This is a genomic window from Pseudomonas sp. RIT-PI-AD, from assembly GCF_025642785.1.
In the GTDB taxonomy this organism is placed as follows: Bacteria; Pseudomonadota; Gammaproteobacteria; order Pseudomonadales; family Pseudomonadaceae; genus Pseudomonas_T.
Map to the genome: position 1 here is coordinate 140,462 of NZ_JANZKU010000009.1, position 18,578 is coordinate 159,039.

Sequence of the window (18,578 nt, forward strand, 5' to 3'; positions counted from 1 at the left end):
CCCCTTGGAGCCTTAAGGCAACTGCCTCCCCGGCGGCGTCTGGCGCTCGTCCTGCAAACTGAAGAAGGCGATCAGGCGTTGCAGGTCCTCGGCCTGGGCGCTCATCTGTTCGGCGGTCGCGGCCAGTTGCTCGGACGCCGCCGCGTTCTGTTGAGTGGCCTCGTTGAGCTGGCCGACCGCGCCGTTTATCTGGCCCATGCCGGTGGCCTGTTCGGATGACGCCGCGGAAATCTCCTGCACCAGATCGGACGTGCGCTGGATGCTCGGCAGCATGCCGCTGAGCAATGCACCGGCCCGCTCCGCGGTGGCGACGCTGCCGCTGGCCAGCTGGCCCACCTCCAGGGCGGCGACCTGACTGCGCTCGGCCAGCTTGCGCACCTCCGCAGCCACCACGGAGAACCCCTTGCCATGCTCCCCTGCCCTGGCCGCCTCGATGGCCGCGTTCAGCGCGAGAAGGTTGGTCTGGTAGGCGATGTCGTCGATGATTCCCACGCGCTCGGTGATGCGCCTCATGGCCAGCACCGTTTCCACTACCGCCGCACCGCCCTGGCGGGCCTCCTCGGCCGCGCGGGTGGCGAGGCCGTCGGTTATCCGGGCGTTCTCGCTGTTCTGGTTGATGGATGCCGCGGCCTGGGCCAGCGCGGCGTGGGTCTGCTCGAGGCTGGCGGCCTGTTCGCTCGCCGCCTGGCTGAGCGACTGGGTGGTGGCGCTGATCTGCGCCGACGCCCCGCCCAGGGCGGCAGCGGCATTGCGCACCTCGCCGAGGGTGTGGCCCAGGCGCTCCACCATCCGCGCCATGGCGGCGAGCAGGCGCCCGGTTTCGTCGCCGCGGCCGGGCGGGATGGCCAGGGTCAGGTCGCCATCGGCCAGCCGTTCGGCCACCGACACGGCGAAACCGATCGGCCGGGTGATGGAACGGGTGATCGACAGACCGATGAGCGCCGAGAGCAGGATCGCGGCGAAACTGAGCCCCATGATCAGGCGCTGGGTCTGGCCGAATACCTCGGTCGCCTTGTCGCGTTGCTCCTTCGCCACGCGCAGTTGCAATTCGATCAGTTCGGCGAGCTTTCCACTGATGGGGTCGACGCTCTTGTAGAGCGCGCCGTCGTAGTCGTTCAACTGGCCCTCCTGGTTGCCGTGGCGATCCCGCAACGCCGCTGAGACACGCTGGATATCGACGTCGGCGGCCTCGAACAGGCGCTCGGTTTCCGCCACCAGGCGGGATTCCTCGGCCGTGAGGCGGGTCGCGGTATAGGTCCTCCACTCCTCCTTGATGCGCTGCTCGGCCTGCTGGATACCGGCGTAGGCCAGCTCGGCGCTCAGCAGGCCGGCGTTGGCCTTGTTGACCGCGTCGATGACGTTCACCGCATAGGCGTCGGCGATCACCTTCAGGCCCCGTAACGGCACCACGCGATCCTGGTAGACGGTTTCCAAGCCTTCGTTGGTTTTATGCAATGCCTGCATGCCAACGATACCGTTGACCAGCAGGAGGATCGTCGACATCAAAAAAGCCAAGCCCAGCCGCAGGCCGATCCTCATATTCTTGAACATCCTTCAACCCTCTTCGCCGCACTTCGCGCACAGGCGATCGGGCCTATGCGCCATGCGAGCGGCTTGGTACGTGGGAGCTTCATGGTCATTACAGGCCTGGGCCGGGATACGGCCGAAGGACCAGCTTCGAGACGCCGCGGTCCCGTCGCGGTGGTCGCACACCGACCCCGCGGACGAGTCCTGCGCAAGCATAGCGGCTGCTTTGTCTTTTGCCGGCGAACGCTACCGGCAAGCGATGGCAGCCACTCGGGTCGTCCGGATGCAAACTGCCGAGGAACCGCGATGCCGGGCGCCCTCGCGGCCTTCGTCGAGCGGGGCGCGGGTTAATCCAACATGCCGACGTGGCGGGGATGGCTGGCGACCCGGTCGATCCACCGGCGAATGGCCGGGAAACCGCTCAGATCGAAACCGCCTTCGTGGGCGACATGGGTGTAGGCGTAGAGCGCGATGTCGGCGATGGAATAGCGATCGCCGACCAGATAGGGCGTGCGTTCGAGCTGCTGCTCCATGACCCGCAGGGCCTTGTAGCCTTCGACATGGGTCGCTTCGTATTCGGCGCGCCGCGCTTCCGGCAAGCCCTGGTAGAGCTGGATGAAGCGCGCCACGGCGATATTCGGCTCATGGCTGTACTGCTCGAAAAACTGCCATTGCAGCACCTGGGTGCGGAGGCGCGGCTCGCTCGGCAGCAGGTCGCTGCCATCGGCGAGGAAATTGAGAATGGCGTTGGATTCCCACAGGGTCGAGCCGTCCTCCAGCTCCAGCACGGGAATCTTGCCGTTGGGGTTCTTCTGCAGGAATGCCGGGCTTTTCGTCTCGCCCTTGACGATATCCACGGGAATCCATTCGTAGGCTTCGTCGAGCAGGTGCAGGGTGAGCTTGATCTTGTAACAGTTGCCGGAGCGGTAATCGCCATAAACCTTGTACATCCACTTCTCCTCAGGCTGCTTCGTCCGCCACGGCGGACCGTATGACAGTGGCCAGGCGGGCGAGCCCCTCGCTCAGGCGCTCCGGGGCCACATGGCTAAAGTTCAGCCGCAGGTGACCCGGGTGACGATCCGGCTCGATGAAAAAGGGCTCGCCGGGCATGAACGCGACGTGCCGCTCCAGGGCAGGCGCCAGCAAGGTACGGGTATCCAAGGGGCATTTAAGGGTCAACCAGAAGAACAGGCCGCCCTGGGGGATTTCCCAGGTGGCGAGGTCGCCGAAATGCGCCTCCAAGGCGATCTGCATGGCATCGCGACGTTGCCGATAGAAATCCCGCAGATCGGCCAGGTGCTGGCGATAACGATCGCTGCCCAGCCACTGCAACGCCTGCCACTGACCGATGCGATTGGTGTGCAGGTCGGCGGACTGCTTGAGACGCAACAGGTACGGGAAAAGCTCCGGGCTGGCGATCAGATAGCCTACGCGCAGCCCCGGCAGCAGAGTCTTCGAGACCGTGCCGGTGTAAATCCAGCGGGCCTTTTTCAGGCGGCCGACGATGGGGCTGGCGCTGCCCTCGTCGAAGACCAACTCGCGATAGGGTTCGTCCTCGATCAGCGTCACCTCGTACTCGTCAAGCAACGCGGCCACCGCATCGCGCTTCGCTTCGCTGTAGCGTACGGCGGACGGATTCTGGAACGTCGGAATGAGATAGGCGAACGCCGGCTTGTGCTGCTCCAGGCGCTCGCGCAATGCAGCGATTTCCGGACCGTCCGCTTCCTGGGGCACCGCGATGCAGTCCGCGCCGAACAATTGGAACGACTGCAAGGCCGCCAGGTAAGTGGGTGCCTCCACCAGCACCTCGGTACCCGGATCGATGAACAGCTTCGAGACCAGGTCCAGGGTTTGCTGCGAACCGCTGACGATCAGCACCTGGCTGGCCTCGCAGGCCACGCCCAGCGAACGGGCTTCGGCGGCGATCACCTCGCGCAGCGCGGGCTCTCCCTCGCTCATGCCGTACTGGCCCAGGGAGGCCGGCATCTCCGCCCACTCCAGCGTCGGCAACATGGACTCCGCCGGCAGCCCCCCGGCGAACGACATCACTTCCGGGCGCTGGGCGGCGGCCAGGATTTCGCGGATCAGAGAACTTTTCAGGCGGGTAACGCGTTCGGAGAAAGCCATGCGGGGGGTCACCAATGACAAGCGGGGAATGGACTCGAGTACCGACCGAAACTACGACGCCCCGCTCGGAACCGTCAACCTGAAACGCCCTGAAAACGCGCAGGCTCGGCGACTCGCCATGGAAGCTTTCCGTTACACCCCTCGGCATTCACCATCAAAATTTAAGCCCTGTCCCGAGCGCTGACGCCTCGGATTTCCCTCGTCATGCCCCGCGCCCTCATCGCCTCGGCATCGCGCCGCCAAGGCCGCCCAGGCCTTCGACGGATGGGTGTTCGACGGGCCGCCAAACGGGTCGGACGACGATGCGACCGGTCCATGGTGACGCAGGGGTGGCTATCCGAGGCACGCCCCATCCGGACAGTCCCGCCTCGGTGGAACGCATTTCGTACAGGGCCGCGATGTCGCCTCAAGATTGCTCAAGCAAAGGACTCGGTGGCGGCAATCATGCCTCGACGGATGACTCGATCCCCCGCCATCTCAGGCAATCCACCCCTACGGAAGCAAGACAGCTGGAGAAACGCACCGCGCCCGTCGAACTGTAATGCCCTTTACGCGCTTCGCTGTATGGCGACGTCCACGCGGAGGGCCGCTTAGGCTCCAGACATCGCTACGGAGTGACCCGCGTGAGTCTGCAGTTCCGCCTTTTACTGGTCTTACCCCCCTTCCGCCCGTCGAGCAGCCCTCGAGGCGAGCCTCGCACAGTCAGGGCATCGAGTGGCGTGCCGCACTCCTCCAAGGCCGCCGGATCCTGGTCGTTGACGCGATCCTCGTCGGCTCCCGTCCGCGAGGCTGCCATCGATCGAACCTCCATGGGCACCTCGAGGAATCGACCGGTCGCCGCCCTCCATGAAGCGGCCTTTCCCCTCACTCGCGCCGGCCGCAACGCCCCGCTCGCGCCCCCGCCGCAGAACTCAGGAACCGTCCGATGACCGATGCCACGCAGACGCGCCTCTCTTTCTTTTCCGACTCATCGCCCTCGGCGATCATCGCAGGCTTCATCGCCATGCTCACCGGCTACACCAGTTCGTTGGTGCTGATGTTCCAGGCAGGCCAGGCCGCGGGGCTGAGCAACGGGCAGATCTCGTCGTGGATCTGGGCACTCTCCATCGGCATGGCGATCACCAGCGTGGGCCTGTCGCTGCGTTTTCGCGCGCCCATCGTGGTGGCTTGGTCGACCCCCGGCGCGGCCCTGCTGATCACCAGCCTGCCAGGCGTCGCCTACGACGAGGCCATAGGGGCCTTCCTGGTCTGCGCCGCGCTGATCACCCTGGTCGGCCTGACGGGCGGATTCGAACGCATGATGCGCCGCTTACCCGCGCCGCTCGCCGCCGCGTTGCTGGCCGGCATCCTGTTCAAGATCGGCAGCGAGATCTTCGTGGCGGCACAGCATCGCACGGCCCTGGTGCTGGGCATGTTTTTCACCTACCTGGTCGTCAAGCGGCTGCATGCGCGGTACGCGGTACTCGCCGCGCTGCTGATCGGCACGGTAGCGGCCGGCCTGCTCGGCCTGCTGGATTTCAGCGGCTTCTCGTTCAGCCTCGCCTGGCCGGTCTGGACCACGCCCCGCTTTTCCTTCACCGCCATCGTCAGCATCGGCATTCCCCTGTTCGTCGTGGCCATGACCTCGCAAAACATCCCCGGTATCGCCGTGCTGCGTGCCGATGGCTATCACACCCCCGCCTCCCCGCTCATCTCGGTCACCGGATTCGCCTCGGTGCTGCTGGCCCCGTTCGGCTCCCACGGAATCAACCTGGCCGCCATCAGTGCGGCGATCTGCACCGGCCCCCACGCCGAGGAAGATCCGAGCAAACGCTACACCGCGGCGGTCTGGTGCGGCCTGTTCTACGGTATCGCCGGGGTATTCGGCGCCACGCTCGCCGCCCTCTTCGCCGCGCTGCCGCCGGAACTGGTGCTGTCCATCGCCGCCCTCGCCTTGCTCGGCTCGATCGGCAATGGCCTGACCGTCGCCATGCAACAGCCGAAAGAACGCGAAGCGGCGCTGATCACCTTCATGATCACCGCCTCCGGCATGACCCTGCTGGGAATCGGTTCAGCCTTCTGGGGCTTGATCGGCGGCGTGCTCACCCTCGCCATCATCAACGGGCGGAGCGCCTGACCGGCACCTGTCCGCGACAAGCCGAACAGGCCCACCAGCCCATACGACGAAGACGGAAACGGATGCCCATCCGCGATGGTCTGAAGAAGCATCATCCCCTGCAAGGAACCGCCATGACCGACAAAGCCACGTTCGCCATCTCCTACCTGTTGCGCGGCGAACCCATGACCCATCTTTCCCATGCCGAACAGCTGTCCCTGGAAGATGCCGCGGCCGAACTCTTCGAACTGCACGGTTTCGTGGTGCCCGAGCATCCGCTGGGTGGCCGCAGCGCCATCATCGAGCAATTGCCCACCACGGGTATTTCCGATATCCAGCTCCAGGAACTCTGACGCGCCGCCCAAACACCTCCCGAGAGAACGGCCGCTGCGGTCTCCGATGACCGCGGCGCTGGGGATAAAAGCCAACTTCCCCAACGACCTACGCGCCTTGCGCCCTGCTGGCGAGCTGTATATAGTCCTGCCCTCATTCGAGCCGGGCGCCTCCCGGCATCCACTTTCAGGCTCGAAGCGCTACCGCCCGGATGGCGAAATCGGTAGACGCAAGGGACTTAAAATCCCTCGGGGGTAACCCCGTGCCGGTTCGACCCCGGCTCCGGGCACCAGTCACGACGCAGCTTTCGCCAACAGCCAAGTCGCAATGCTTTTCCCGTCATTCCAAGTCGTTCCGCAATCGCCCTTTGGGCCAGTGCTGAATAGGCTTTGCGGACCTGAAAATATTCGGTTCTCGATTAGGTCATTCATAAGCCACTCCTTGGCCCGATCAGCTCGCCCATAATTGGACGATCGAGTCCAACTGCTGACCCTTTTCTTCGTAACCCTCCGGTCATGTCATCAAGCCAGGCCCGCAAAGCCAAGACATGGTATGCACTTAAATTTAAGTGCACACCCGTTCCAGCCTTTATAAGCGGGTATTTCATGCAGCCAATGCGCCGTTCCTATTCCAAGCCCCTAAAGGCCTCGTTCATTAAAGAAAGAGTGTGCCCAGCCCAGCGCTTCGGTTGCTAACGCCGCGCTCGGCGATTGTCTCAAGGCGAACCTCGTCCACAAATGGATTCGGCTGCATGCGCAGAAAAGGCCGGCGCTGCTACCTGCATTTATTCCGTTAGCCATGCCGCTCGCCGGGGCAGGCAAACACCCATCCAGCATCATCGCTATATGCGTTGAAATGCAGCACCCGCGCGGCACCATCGAAAATGAAGGCTAACGACTGCGGTGGTTTCAGGACGTTTCGATCAACACATCCAGGAAAGCGCGCACAGCCGGAGTGGTGCTACGACTCTCTGGCCATATGGCCGTGACGTTGTGTCGGTCTACCGTAAAGTCGGACAAAATCGGGATTAACTCTCGCGTCACCCCAGGGAGCGGCCATAAGGCTGGCTGCCATTCCGACGATAAGCCGCATTCGGCGCCCGCGATTACTGACCTGGCCGAACGTCACTCTTTAACCCTCTATTCGGCCCCAGTGTTCACATCTGCTGGCGGCCGGCCGCTCGATTCTGCCCATGTCGAAGCCGATGGCAATCTCAATGATGCCTTTTGTTTTGAAGAACGCGACAGGTAGGCGTTCTGCCAAAGAGCGCAGGGGTATCTATGTCGAGAAGGTGCGGGCGCGTTGGCAAAGCCATGAATCTGACGAAATGATCCATGGCCGGAAACGATCCAAGAGTTGCGGAAACGATTGGCTTTTATACGGGCAAAGAAAAAGCCCCGCAGACCTTGATCTGCGGGGCTTTCAATATGGAGGCCGATGTCGGAATCGAACCGGCGTACACGGATTTGCAATCCGCTGCATAACCACTCTGCCAACCGGCCTCAAACGAAAACGTCGAACCCGACCTCTTCGTTGCAAACTCGTGCCTGACGACTCGCTATTTCATCCTCAGGCGGGGTGAAGCTTCAGCCTTAGCGTTGCCGCCTTGGATGACGGGCCGAATTGTGTACTACTTTCAAAGGCTTGGCAACCCCAAAAACGGTCGACATTCCTTTTTCTCGATTCAGAGGGACGGCAGGGAATCCATGCCTGAAGGCATGCCCGATGGCAATGCCTACCCGGCACCGGCGATTCCGGAAAGCCCCCGCTCCGGCATCCGGTCATGGTCGACCCGGCACAGTCGACGTCACCCCCTGCGCCGTACGGCTGGCGCCCTCCTGGCCAGGAGGTTCGCGGCCAGGTCCAGGCTGGCGCAGAACACGAAGTACAGCAGCGCCACGAACAGGAAAATCTCGGTCGGGTGGACCATTACGCGGTTACTGATCTGGGTGGCGACGAAGGAGAGCTCGCCGACGCCGATCACATAGGCCAGGGAAGTGTCCTTCACCAGCGCGACCCATTGGTTGAGGAACGACGGCAGCATGATCGGCAACGCCTGGGGCAGGATGATCAGCCGCAGCACCTGACCGGGGCGCAGACCGAGCGCGCGCGCCGCGGCCCATTGTCCGGACGGCAGGCTGCGGATGCCGGCATGGACCGAATGGGCGAGGTAAGCGCCGCCGATCAAGGAAAGCGCGCAAACGACCGTGGCCAGGGCCGGCACATCCACCTGGAACAGGATGGGCAAGAGGAAATAGGTCCAGAAGATCAGCATCAGCACCGGCACCGCCCGGAAAAACCCCAACCCGGTCAGCAGCGCCCAACGCGTTCGACCACGCACCACCGTGAGGGCGATGCCCAGGCCAAGACCCAGGACTGCCGAGGCCAGCCCGGACAGCAAGCTCAACACCACCGTCAACGCCGCCCCGCCCAGGGGGCCATCGGGATAGGCACCCAGCAGGAAGTAGGAAAAGTTTTCCTGAATGACCGAAAAATCCATGCTCACGCCTCCCCTTGCCGGTAGCGCTTGCGCTGCTGGAGCAACTGCCCGGCCACTTCGATGAGCGCGATGCTGCCGATATAGAGCAAGGTTGCGATGCCGAAGGCCTGGAAGGTCTTGAAGGTCTCGGTTTCCACCTGCCGCGAGGCATAGGAAAGCTCGGCCAGGCCGATGGCCATGGTCAGCGAAGAGTTTTTCAGGGCATTCATGTATTGCCCGAGCAAGGGCGGCATGGCCGTGCGCAATGCCTGGGGGAGGATGACGTGGCGCCAGACCTGGGCGGGGCGCATCCCCAAAGCCATGCCGGCGGCGCGTTGTTCCTCGCGGACCGAGGCGACACCGGCGCGGAACTCTTCGGCGATGAAGGCCGTGGTGTACAGCGTCAGGCCCCACAAGCCGGCGAGGAACTCGAAGGCGGGCCACTCGAGCGTCCAGGGTCCCAACGCGAGGTCATGGGGCATATTGAGCCAGGTGACAAAGTCTTCCGGCAGCAACGCCGAAACACCGAAATACCAGAAGAACAGTTGCACCAGCAGCGGCGTATTGCGGAAAAACGCCAGGTAGGCGCGTGCCGGCCACGCGCAGACAGGCAGGCTCGACAAGCGCGCCATGCACAGCAGAAAGCCCAGGCCGGTCGCCACGAGGCAGGCCAGCGCGGAAAGCAACAGGGTGAGCAGGAAGCCGTCGAGCAGCCAATGCAAATACTGGGGTGCGAGCAGATCGCCGAACATGCGTGGAAAGCCCATGGTGAACGAACGCGCCCGCCCCGAACGAACGGGGCGGGCTCTGAACGGTGGAGCGAGGGTTAGTTCTTGTCGCCGATCTTATACAAGCGCGCCAGCGGCGTCTTGGTTTGCGGGCCGAACCAGGTGTCGTAGATTTTCTGCGCCTGGCCGTTGGCTTCGAGCTCCAGCAGGGTCTGGTCGACGAACTCCGTCAGCGCCGCCTCGCCCTTGGGCAGGCCCACGCCGATCAGGTCGTTGGAGATGGTGAAAGCCGGCACTTCGTACTTGTCGCGGTCCGGGACGTTGGCCAGCAGGCCGATCAGCTTGGGGCCGTCCTGGGTGATGGCCTGGACGTTGCCGTTGCGCAAGGCGGTGAAGGCGAAGGGCGTGTCGTCATAGGCGATCACCTTGGCGCCGGGGTACTTGGCCCGCAGCACGCCTTCGTTGACCGTGCCCTTGTCCACGCCGACCCGCCACTTGTTCAGGTCATCCGGCGACTTGAGCGTGCCCTTCTTGACGATGAACTGCTGGCCGGAAGCGAAGTAGGGAATGCTGAAATTGACCTGTTCGGCGCGCTCCGGGGTGATGGTGAAGTTGGCCAGGACCAGATCGACCTTGTTGGCCACCAGCAAAGGCACGCGGTTGGCCGGGTTGGTGGGTTGCAGTTGGAGCTTGACGCCGAGCTTGTCGGCGATGGCTTTGGCGTAGTCGACGTCGAGGCCTTCGATTTGCTTGCTGCTGGCATCGACGAAGCCGAACGGCGGGTTGCTATCGAAGGCCGCGACCCGCAGGACACCGGCTTTCTTGATGTCTTCCAGGCGGTCGGCGTGGGCCAGACTCGACATCACGACGAGTGCGAGGGCGCTGAGGGCAGTCAGTTTTTTCATGGTCTTCCAACTCTGGAGGGACGCTCTACGCAGCGGACATGGCGCATGGGCAGTAACGTTCCGCTTGTTATGAAAATGACGGCGCCCCGGATAGGGTCGCCTGTCGATCACCGCGAGGATGGCTCGTCGGTGTGCGCAGTCTTGCAGGCTTTAGGCCTGGTTTGAAAAGAACGAATAACGCTAGTTAATTCTTTAACGTTATAAAAATCCTACTGAAATACCCAGAGGAAATAAATCCAGTCCGCCGATCCATGTCGAGGCAAGGATCCATCGGAACGGTTCGCCCGCGGAATTCTCGAAACCTTCTGCAGCCGCTCGCGACCGAGGCGGCGACCTTCGTTTTGAATTTCCATGGATTCCAGCATGAAACGCACAGCCGATCCGACCTCAGCACCCCGCCCGGCCCCCGCGGTTTCCGGATTCGTGAGCGTCCGCGGCGCGCGCGAACACAATCTCAAGGACGTCGACGTGGACATTCCCCGTGACGCCCTGGTGGTGTTCACCGGTGTCTCGGGCTCGGGAAAATCCTCCCTGGCGTTCGGCACTCTCTACGCGGAAGCGCAACGGCGTTACTTCGAGTCGGTGGCGCCCTATGCGCGGCGGCTGATCGATCAGGTCGGCGTGCCGGACGTCGACGCCATCGACGGCCTGCCGCCCGCAGTCGCGCTCCAGCAGCAGCGCGGCACGCCCAACGCGCGCTCCTCGGTAGGCAGCGTGACCACGCTGTCGAGCCTGATCCGCATGCTCTACTCGCGGGCGGGCCTCTATCCCGCCGGGCAGCCCATGCTCTACGCCGAGGACTTCTCGCCGAACACGCCCCAGGGCGCTTGCCCGCAGTGCCATGGCCTCGGGCGGGTCTACGAAGTCACCGAGGCGTCGATGGTTCCCGACCCTTCGCTGACGATCCGGCAGCGCGCCATCGCCGCCTGGCCGACCGCCTGGCAGGGCCAGAACCTGCGGGACATCCTGGTCACCCTGGGCTACGACGTCGACATTCCCTGGCGCGAGCTGCCGGCGAAGGACCGTCACTGGATCCTGTTCACCGAGGAACAGCCCACGGTGCCGGTGTACGCGGGCCTTTCCCCCGAGGAAACCCGCGAGGCTCTGCGCCGCAAGCTGGAGCCAAGCTACCAGGGCACCTATACCGGCGCACGGCGCTATGTGCTGCACACCTTCGCCCATTCCCAGAGCGCGTTGATGAAGAAACGCGTGGCGCCCTTCATGGTCGGCAGTGCCTGCCCGCTCTGCGCGGGCAAGCGCTTGAAACGCGAGGCACTGGCGGTGACCTTCGCCGGCTACGACATCGGCGAGTTGGCGCGGATGCCATTGCTGCAGTTGGCCGAGGTGTTGCAACCGGTGGCCGAGGGCCGCTTCGAGGTCCAGGCGCAGGATGCGTCCGACACCCTCAGCCGCGCGGAATCCCGCGACACACGGCATCACCGGGTCGAGCGCGGCCAGTCCGGCCACCAGGCCGCGCCCGACGTACGCGTCACGCCGCACCTTTCGGCGGAGAAACGCCTGGCGGCTCAGCGCATCGCCGAGGATCTGCTGGCGCGGGTGACCACCCTGACCGCCCTCGGCCTGGGCTACCTGGCCCTGGAACGCAGCACGCCGAGCCTGTCTTCGGGCGAGCTGCAACGCCTGCGCCTGGCGACCCAACTGGGCTCGCAACTGTTCGGCGTGGTCTACGTGCTGGACGAACCCTCGGCCGGCTTGCACCCCGCCGATGGCGAGGCGTTGTTCGACGCGTTGCAGCGACTCAAGGAGGCCGGCAACTCGCTGTTCGTGGTCGAACACGACCTGGAAACCATGCGCCGCGCCGACTGGCTGGTGGACGTCGGCCCGGCGGCCGGCGAGCACGGCGGGACCATCCTCTACAGCGGACCGCCGGCGGGCCTGGAAGCGATAGCCGCGTCGCAGACCCGCACCCACCTGTTCGGACGCCAGCCAGCCGCTCGACGGGAACGTCGCGAGCCCCGGACTTGGCTGAAGCTGGCGGGGATCACCCGCAACAACCTCAAGGAATTGACGGTGGATTTCCCGCTCGGCTGCTTCACTGCGGTCACCGGCATTTCCGGCTCGGGAAAGTCCAGCCTGGTGAGCCAGGCCCTCATCGAGCTGGTGGGCGCCGCCCTGGGCACGCCGGTGGAACAAGGCGACCCGGAGGATGTGCAGGCGGATGAACAATCGCTACGAGCGAGTTCAGGCCATATCGCCGACGGCATGCGGCATATCCGCCGTCTGGTACGGGTGGACCAGAAACCCATCGGCCGTACACCCCGCTCCAACCTGGCCACTTACACCGGGCTGTTCGACAACGTGCGCAAACTCTTCGCCGCGACGCCGGAAGCCCGCAAGCGCCGCTACGATGCCGGGAGGTTTTCCTTCAACGTCGCCAAGGGCCGCTGCCCCACCTGCGAGGGGGAAGGCTTCGTCAGCGTCGAATTGCTGTTCATGCCCAGCGTCTATGCACCCTGCCCCACCTGCCATGGCGCCCGCTACAACCCCCAGACCCTGGAAGTCCTGTGGCAGTCGCGAAACATCGCCCAGGTGCTGGACCTGACGGTCGAGGATGCCTGCGAGGTCTTTGCCGCGGAACCGGGTGTCGCGCGCGCCCTGCAGGTCTTGCGCGATATCGGCCTGGGCTACCTGCGCCTGGGCCAGCCCGCCACCGAGCTGTCCGGTGGCGAGGCCCAGCGAATCAAATTGGCCACCGAGCTACAGCGCACCCAGCGAGGGGCGACGCTCTACGTGCTCGACGAGCCCACCACGGGCCTGCACCCCACCGATGTCGATCGCCTACTCGTGCAATTGAACGGCCTGGTGGACGCGGGGAACACGGTCGTGGTGGTCGAACACGACATGCGCGTGGTCGCCCAGAGCGACTGGGTGATCGATATCGGTCCGGGCGCCGGTGACCAGGGCGGCACCCTGGTCGCCCAGGGCACGCCGGAAACCGTGGCGGGTACTCCTGCCAGCCGGACCGCGCCCTATCTGCTGCAAGCGCTGAACGGATGACGTAAGGAATCGCCCCGGTTCGATGCGCTCGCGCAGCGATGCCCGCCTGTCCCGCGACCTCGGGTTGGCACTCGGCAACGCGTCGACGTCGCAGAAAATCCAAACTTAATAGAAACACCAGGGTCGGTTTTAGAGAGCGGAGTCGGATTACCGGCCTCGCAACCAGCCACCCATAAGCGAAGAGGTAATCCCATGGGGTTGTTCAGCAAGATTCTGGAAAAACTCGGTTTTGGCCACAGTCAAGCACAGGCCGGCACCACGCCCGACGATAAGACGGCGACCGCCGCGCCCTCTTCCCCGACGACAGCCGGGACCACCACCACCACCGCTCAGCCTCAAGCCATCGGCGTAGTGGACGTGGTCGCCAAACTGGAAGGACTGGCCGCCAACCATCCGGAAAAGCTCAACTGGAAAGTGTCCATCGTCGACCTGCTCAAACTGCTGGGCCTGGATAGCAGCCTGAGCGCTCGCCAGGAGCTGGCCAAGGAGCTGGGTTGCCCGCAAGAGAAACTCTCGGACTCCGCGCAGATGAATACCTGGCTGCACAAGACCGTCCTGCAGAAACTGGCGGATAACGGCGGTAACATTCCCGCCGATCTGCTGCACTGATCGAACCCGCTCCCCTGCCTGGCAGGGGAGCGATTTCGTTTCGACAGGCTCCGCCGCCCCCCGCGCCATCCCTTCCGCCGTTTCGATCCGAAACCACCGCGGCTTCCGTCCACAGGCTCCACCCGCTGCGAATCATCGCGCTCACTCGGTTATCCACGCACTCTTTATCTATCTCTTTCTATGCGTTCGCTCGATGCCCACCTGAGGGCTCGGCTCGATCCAGGTCTTCGACGTCCCATATCCGCACGGCAAGCCGCGCCCTCCGTTCAGCGCGATATACTGCGCGCTCAACGCACCAGGCCGACTCCGGTCAGCCTGCCCATGCTCTCCAGCAGGCCTCGCTCGCATGATTACCCGCCCGCAAAACCCTTCCATCTGGGTGCTCCTGTTTTCCCTCAAGGGTTCGATCATCCCGGTGATCTGGCGCAAGGTGGTCTTCACCATGCTGATCAGTTCGATCGTGGTGGCGACCCACGGCACCCTCTATCACTACAAGGTGATCCTCACTTCCACCCCCTTCACTCTGTGGGGACTGACCCTGGCGATCTTCCTGGGTTTCCGTAATACCGTGGCCTACCAGCGCTTCTGGGAAGCCAGGACGTTGTGGGGTGAACTGCTCATCGTGTCGCGCAACCTGACCCGGCAGGCCCTCAGCCTGCTGCCGCAATTGACGGGTAAGGAACGCCTGGAGCTGATCCATGGCCTGATCGGCTTCGGCTATGTGCTGCGCGACCATCTACGCGGAGAGGCTTCGAGCGAGGACGCCAGACGTCTGCTGGACCCGGCCCTCCAGGCCGCGCTGGCCTGGAAGAGCAACACGCCCAACGCCCTGCTCGGCTTGCTGGCGCAGCGCTTCATGGGCGCGGCGCGGCGCGTCGGCGCCAGCGACATCCTGCAGGTCGAGATCGACCAGCAGCTCACTCGCCTGTCCTACGTGCTGGGCGGCTGCGAGCGCATCGCCACCACGCCGATCCCCTACCCCTACATCCTGATGCTGCATCGGGTGGTGCACGTCTACTGCTTCTTGCTGCCGTTCTGCCTGGTGGATGGCATCGGCTGGTTCACGCCCTTCGCGGTCGGCGTGCTGGCTTACACCTTCTTCGGCCTCGATGCCCTGGGCGACCAGATCTCCGATCCTTTCGACACCCAGCCCAACGACCTTCCGCTGAACGCGATGTGTCGCACGATCGAAATCTCGGCCTTGGAGCTCCTGGACGAACCCTCCCCCGCTCCGCAGCAGCCCCAGGACGGCGTGCTCCTGTAGCGAGCGAACAGCGGCGAACATGGCGTTTAGCGCGCGACGGCCTTCGTTCGCCGGTCAGCCGTCTCACGCCTAGGCCACCCTGCTGCGGTCCACCGGAAACCGAGCCAGATTCAGCGCGACCAGCAACGCCAACACCGCCATCACCACCCCGGCCAGGAACCCGCCACCGTAACCGGCCTGGGCGGTCAGCCCGAGCAGCAGCGAAGACGACAGCATCTCCCCGAGGTCGCGGGTGCTCTGCACCGCCGTCATGTCGGTGCCGGCCTGGTCGCTTCGCGCGGCGAAGGCCATGGAGGCGGTCATGATCGCCACCGAGGTCGCCCCGGTCGCGAACGAGCCCAGGCCCACCGCCAGCCAGATCAGCCCGGCCTGGGGAGCCACCGCCCCGGTGGCTTGCAGCAGCCAGACCAGCGCGGCAACCCCGGCCACGCTCACCGCCAGCATGAACGCCGGCCACAGGCCCAGCACCCGGATCAGCCAGGCACCGCCGCCGCAACCGAGGACAATGGTCACCACCCCACCGCTGATGCCCAGTTGGCCAATGGCCTGCAACGACCAGCCGGCATCATTGAGGAAGAGTTTCGACAGGCCGAACCCCGAGACTGAGGTCATCGCGGACAGCAACGCCAGCGCCACCAGCGACAACGCCTTGGGCCGCTTGATGAACCGCGACAGGCTGGCGTGTGCCACGTCCGGCTGTATTTCCTTGGCCGGTGCCGCGTGCAGCCAGCCGACGCAGAACAGGCTCGCCAACGGCACCAGCGCCAACAGGCCGAAGGCGGTCGACTGGCCGAAGTGACCGCTGAGCAGCAATGCCCCGGCGCCACCGACGAAGAAGCCGACCATGGTGCCGCCGACCTGGACCGCGTTGATCCGCGCCAGCAGGGTGTCGCTGAAATATTCGGCGGCCATGCCGTCGGTGGCGATGTCCTGGGTGGCGCTGGCCAAGGAGGCGACGATCAGCAGGCCCACGGCCCAGCCGGCGGTGGCGACGCTAAGCCCGATGCCCGCCAGCGCGACGACGCACAGCAGCACCAGGATCTGCATCGGGATGATCCAGCTGCGACGGCGCCCCAGACGCGGGCTCCAGCGGTTATCGACCTGGGGCGCCCAGATGAACTTCGCCACCCACGGCAAGCCCACCAGCGGCAGGAATGCCAGGGCCTGCAGCGCCTCGCCGTCGTGGCGCAGGAGAGTGGGCAAGGCGTCCATGGCGATGCCGAAGCAGATGCCTTGGGACAGGTACAACAAGCCGAACGTCAGCACCATGCGCCAATGTTTCAACAGTTCCAGCATGGTAGTCTCCTATCAGTGAGCGTTGGCGTCGGCGGCCCTTGCCGTACGCGAAGAGGCTGACCCGCAATGGCCACGGGGCGCGCCCGGTGGCTGGTCAGAACGTGCCTCGCAAAGTCATGTTGAGGCTGCGGGGTTCGCCGTAGCGGTTGTTCCAGTTGGGGTTGGACAGACTCTGGTAGTACGTGCGGTCGGCCAGGTTGTTGCCGTTGAGCGAGGCGCTCCAGTGCTCGTCGATGCGATAAGCCACGCGGGCATTGAACAGCGCATAACCGCCTTGCTCCATCGACACCGCCCCCGATTGCGTGGAGAAATCGCTCTGCGCCTGCACGCCGGCCCCGACGCTCCAGCGCCGGTCCTGCCACGGCAGATCGTATTGGCTCCAGAGCCGCAACATGTGCCGCGGGGTGAACTCGGCGTAGCGGTCGCCCGAGTCGCTGCGGGTGTCCTTGAGGTACTCGGTGGTGGTGTAGGTGTAGCCGGCGAACAGGCTCAAGTCCGGCGTGATGTAGCCGGTGCTTTCCAGCTCGAAACCCTGGCTGCGAACCTTGCCGCCGCTGATGTAATAGGTGGTTTGCCCTACCCCGGGGTGGTCGGGGTCGACCTGCGGGTTGTTTTCCAGGTCGATGCGGAACGCCGCCAGGGACACATTCAGGCGGCCGTCCATCAACTCGCCCTTGATCCCGGTCTCGTAGGTCTTGCCCTCCACCGGTTTGAGCAGGTCGCCGCTCCAGGTCAGGCCGGTCTGCGGCTGGTAGACCTCGGCATAGCTGGCGTACCACGACCAGTTTTGCGCGAAGTCCCAGATCAGCCCGCCATAGGGCGTGATCTCGCGTCCGGGCTCGAGGCGATCGCTCGGTGCGTCCTGATCCCACCAGTTGGCGCGGGCGCCGACCACCAGGGTCAGCGGGTCGAGCAGCTTGAAGCGGGTCAGCGCGTAGACGCCCTTGGAGGTCGTCGTCGTGGAACCCGGCGACCTGTAGGTACCGATAGCCGGCTTCGGCACGCTGTGGGGGTCCCAGCGATAGACATTCACCGGCACGTTCAACGGGGTCGTGAAGTTCGCCGTGCGTTGCTCGGTTTCGCCCTGGCTGTAGTTGCTGCCCAGCAGTAATTCATGGCGGCGGCCGAACGCCGAATACGGCCCGCTGAGCGAAGCGTCGAGGCTTTTCTGGGTGCTTTCGAACCTGTACGCCGCGCCCATCAGGTGCGCGCCGTCGCCGGTGGCCGGATCGACCGCTCCGAAGGATCCGGCGTAGCGCAGGCTGGAGTCGGCGTCCTGGTATTCGGCGGCGACCTTGGCTTTCCAGTCGTGATCCAGTTGCTGCTCGAGAGAGCCGAACACCCGGCGGGTGGTCCACTCGAAGCGATCCCAGCCGACGTCCAGGTAGGTGGAGCGCGGCAGGTTCAGGCTCGAACCGTCCTTGGCCATCGGCACACCGGCCATGTTGGTCACCGAGTCGATGGTCTGGTACTGCGCGCCCAGGGTCAGGAGGGTGTCGGGGCTCAGGTCGAACTCGGTGATGCCATAGAGCAATTGGGTGTCTTGTTTGCCGACGTCGTAGAAGTAATCGCGGTCCTCATAGGCCGCGACCGCCCGCCCGCGCACGTTGCCGGTCTCGGTCAGCGGCCCGCCGACGTCCACTTCCCCCCGGTAACGGTCCCAGGTACCGCCACTGACAGTAGTGCTGGCGGCGAAGGTTTTCTGCGGACGCTTGCGCACCAGATTGACGGTGGCGGCCGGGTTGCCGCTGCCATGCAGCAAGCCATTGGAACCGCGCAGGATCTCGACCCGCTCGTACACCGCCATGTCCTGGGGTGAACTGGCCGTGTCGCCGAGCAAGGCCGGTACGCCGTCCAGTTCGAAGGCGTTGATCTTGAAACCGCGCACGTAATACGCGGTGGTCAGCAGTTGGAACGGCTGCACCGTGACGCCGGTGGCTTGCTGCATCACCTCGTCGAGGCTGAACAGGTTCTGCTGTTCGATACGCTCGTGGTCGATCGTACTCACCGATTGCGGGATTTCCCGCAGCTTGAGTGGCAGCTTGCCAATGGCAGTGACACCCGGCGCGGTCGCCGCGCCCGAAGTGGCATCACCGGTAACCTCGATGTTGCCCAGTTGCACCGCTCCGGCGCCGCTTTCGGCGGCAATCGCTTGTGCCAGGGGGCTTAAACCCAGTGCCAGTGCCATCCCCAAGTG

At 64.6% G+C, this 18,578-nt stretch carries 13 protein-coding genes and 2 tRNA genes; 6 read left to right on the plus strand and 9 right to left on the minus strand.

Annotated features, from left to right (window positions below; translation table 11 throughout):
* Nucleotides 1-12: 12 nt before the first annotated feature.
* The 3 genes from OGL92_RS10500 to OGL92_RS10510 form a co-directional block, all read right to left on the minus strand.
* A complete protein-coding gene (locus OGL92_RS10500) occupies nucleotides 13-1,551 on the minus strand; it encodes a methyl-accepting chemotaxis protein (RefSeq protein ID WP_346659494.1) in 1,539 nt (512 codons plus the stop codon).
* A gap of 323 nt (nucleotides 1,552-1,874) precedes the next feature.
* Entirely contained in the window at nucleotides 1,875-2,477 is a 603-nt protein-coding gene (locus OGL92_RS10505; RefSeq protein WP_263143515.1) for a glutathione S-transferase family protein, read from the minus strand.
* Between the two features lie 10 nt (nucleotides 2,478-2,487).
* Complete coding sequence (locus OGL92_RS10510) at nucleotides 2,488-3,654, minus strand: PLP-dependent aminotransferase family protein (RefSeq protein WP_263143516.1); 1,167 nt, start codon at nucleotides 3,652-3,654, stop codon at nucleotides 2,488-2,490.
* Nucleotides 3,655-4,579: 925 nt separating this feature from the next.
* Between OGL92_RS10510 and OGL92_RS10515 the strand changes: the two genes are divergently transcribed.
* The 3 genes from OGL92_RS10515 (at nucleotide 4,580) to OGL92_RS10525 (ending at nucleotide 6,374) form a co-directional block, all read left to right on the plus strand.
* Nucleotides 4,580-5,770, plus strand: coding sequence for a benzoate/H(+) symporter BenE family transporter (locus OGL92_RS10515; RefSeq protein ID WP_263143518.1), 1,191 nt, complete (start codon nucleotides 4,580-4,582; stop codon nucleotides 5,768-5,770).
* A gap of 113 nt (nucleotides 5,771-5,883) precedes the next feature.
* Nucleotides 5,884-6,102, plus strand: a complete 219-nt coding sequence (locus OGL92_RS10520; protein WP_263143520.1) for a hypothetical protein — start codon at nucleotides 5,884-5,886, stop codon at nucleotides 6,100-6,102.
* Nucleotides 6,103-6,287: 185 nt separating this feature from the next.
* Nucleotides 6,288-6,374: transfer RNA gene (locus tag OGL92_RS10525), tRNA-Leu, on the plus strand.
* 1,136 nt (nucleotides 6,375-7,510) lie between these two features.
* Here the strand turns inward: OGL92_RS10525 and OGL92_RS10530 are convergent.
* The 4 genes from OGL92_RS10530 to OGL92_RS10545 form a co-directional block, all read right to left on the minus strand.
* Nucleotides 7,511-7,584: transfer RNA gene (locus tag OGL92_RS10530), tRNA-Cys, on the minus strand.
* Nucleotides 7,585-7,889: 305 nt separating this feature from the next.
* Complete coding sequence (locus tag OGL92_RS10535; protein ID WP_263143522.1) at nucleotides 7,890-8,582, minus strand: amino acid ABC transporter permease; 693 nt, start codon at nucleotides 8,580-8,582, stop codon at nucleotides 7,890-7,892.
* 2 nt (nucleotides 8,583-8,584) lie between these two features.
* Nucleotides 8,585-9,313 (minus strand): amino acid ABC transporter permease, encoded by a 729-nt coding sequence (locus OGL92_RS10540; RefSeq protein WP_263143580.1) that lies wholly within the window; start codon nucleotides 9,311-9,313, stop codon nucleotides 8,585-8,587.
* 74 nt (nucleotides 9,314-9,387) lie between these two features.
* The gene (locus tag OGL92_RS10545) at nucleotides 9,388-10,194 is read right to left on the minus strand and encodes an ABC transporter substrate-binding protein (protein ID WP_263143524.1); all 807 of its coding nucleotides are present in this window, start codon (nucleotides 10,192-10,194) and stop codon (nucleotides 9,388-9,390) included.
* A 363-nt stretch (nucleotides 10,195-10,557) separates the two neighbouring features.
* Between OGL92_RS10545 and OGL92_RS10550 the strand changes: the two genes are divergently transcribed.
* The 3 genes from OGL92_RS10550 to OGL92_RS10560 all read left to right on the plus strand — a co-directional run bounded on the left by OGL92_RS10550 (nucleotide 10,558) and on the right by OGL92_RS10560 (nucleotide 15,085).
* Nucleotides 10,558-13,212 (plus strand): excinuclease ABC subunit UvrA, encoded by a 2,655-nt coding sequence (locus OGL92_RS10550; RefSeq protein WP_263143526.1) that lies wholly within the window; start codon nucleotides 10,558-10,560, stop codon nucleotides 13,210-13,212.
* 192 nt (nucleotides 13,213-13,404) lie between these two features.
* Nucleotides 13,405-13,821, plus strand: a complete 417-nt coding sequence (locus tag OGL92_RS10555) for a DUF3597 domain-containing protein (protein WP_263143528.1) — start codon at nucleotides 13,405-13,407, stop codon at nucleotides 13,819-13,821.
* A 346-nt stretch (nucleotides 13,822-14,167) separates the two neighbouring features.
* Nucleotides 14,168-15,085, plus strand: a complete 918-nt coding sequence (locus tag OGL92_RS10560) for a bestrophin family ion channel (protein ID WP_263143530.1) — start codon at nucleotides 14,168-14,170, stop codon at nucleotides 15,083-15,085.
* 69 nt (nucleotides 15,086-15,154) lie between these two features.
* Here OGL92_RS10560 and OGL92_RS10565 read toward each other — a convergent pair whose 3' ends face one another.
* Nucleotides 15,155-16,381, minus strand: coding sequence for a RhtX/FptX family siderophore transporter (locus tag OGL92_RS10565; protein WP_263143531.1), 1,227 nt, complete (start codon nucleotides 16,379-16,381; stop codon nucleotides 15,155-15,157).
* 94 nt (nucleotides 16,382-16,475) lie between these two features.
* Nucleotides 16,476-18,569 (minus strand): TonB-dependent siderophore receptor, encoded by a 2,094-nt coding sequence (locus OGL92_RS10570; RefSeq protein ID WP_276583902.1) that lies wholly within the window; start codon nucleotides 18,567-18,569, stop codon nucleotides 16,476-16,478.
* Nucleotides 18,570-18,578 lie beyond the last annotated feature (9 nt).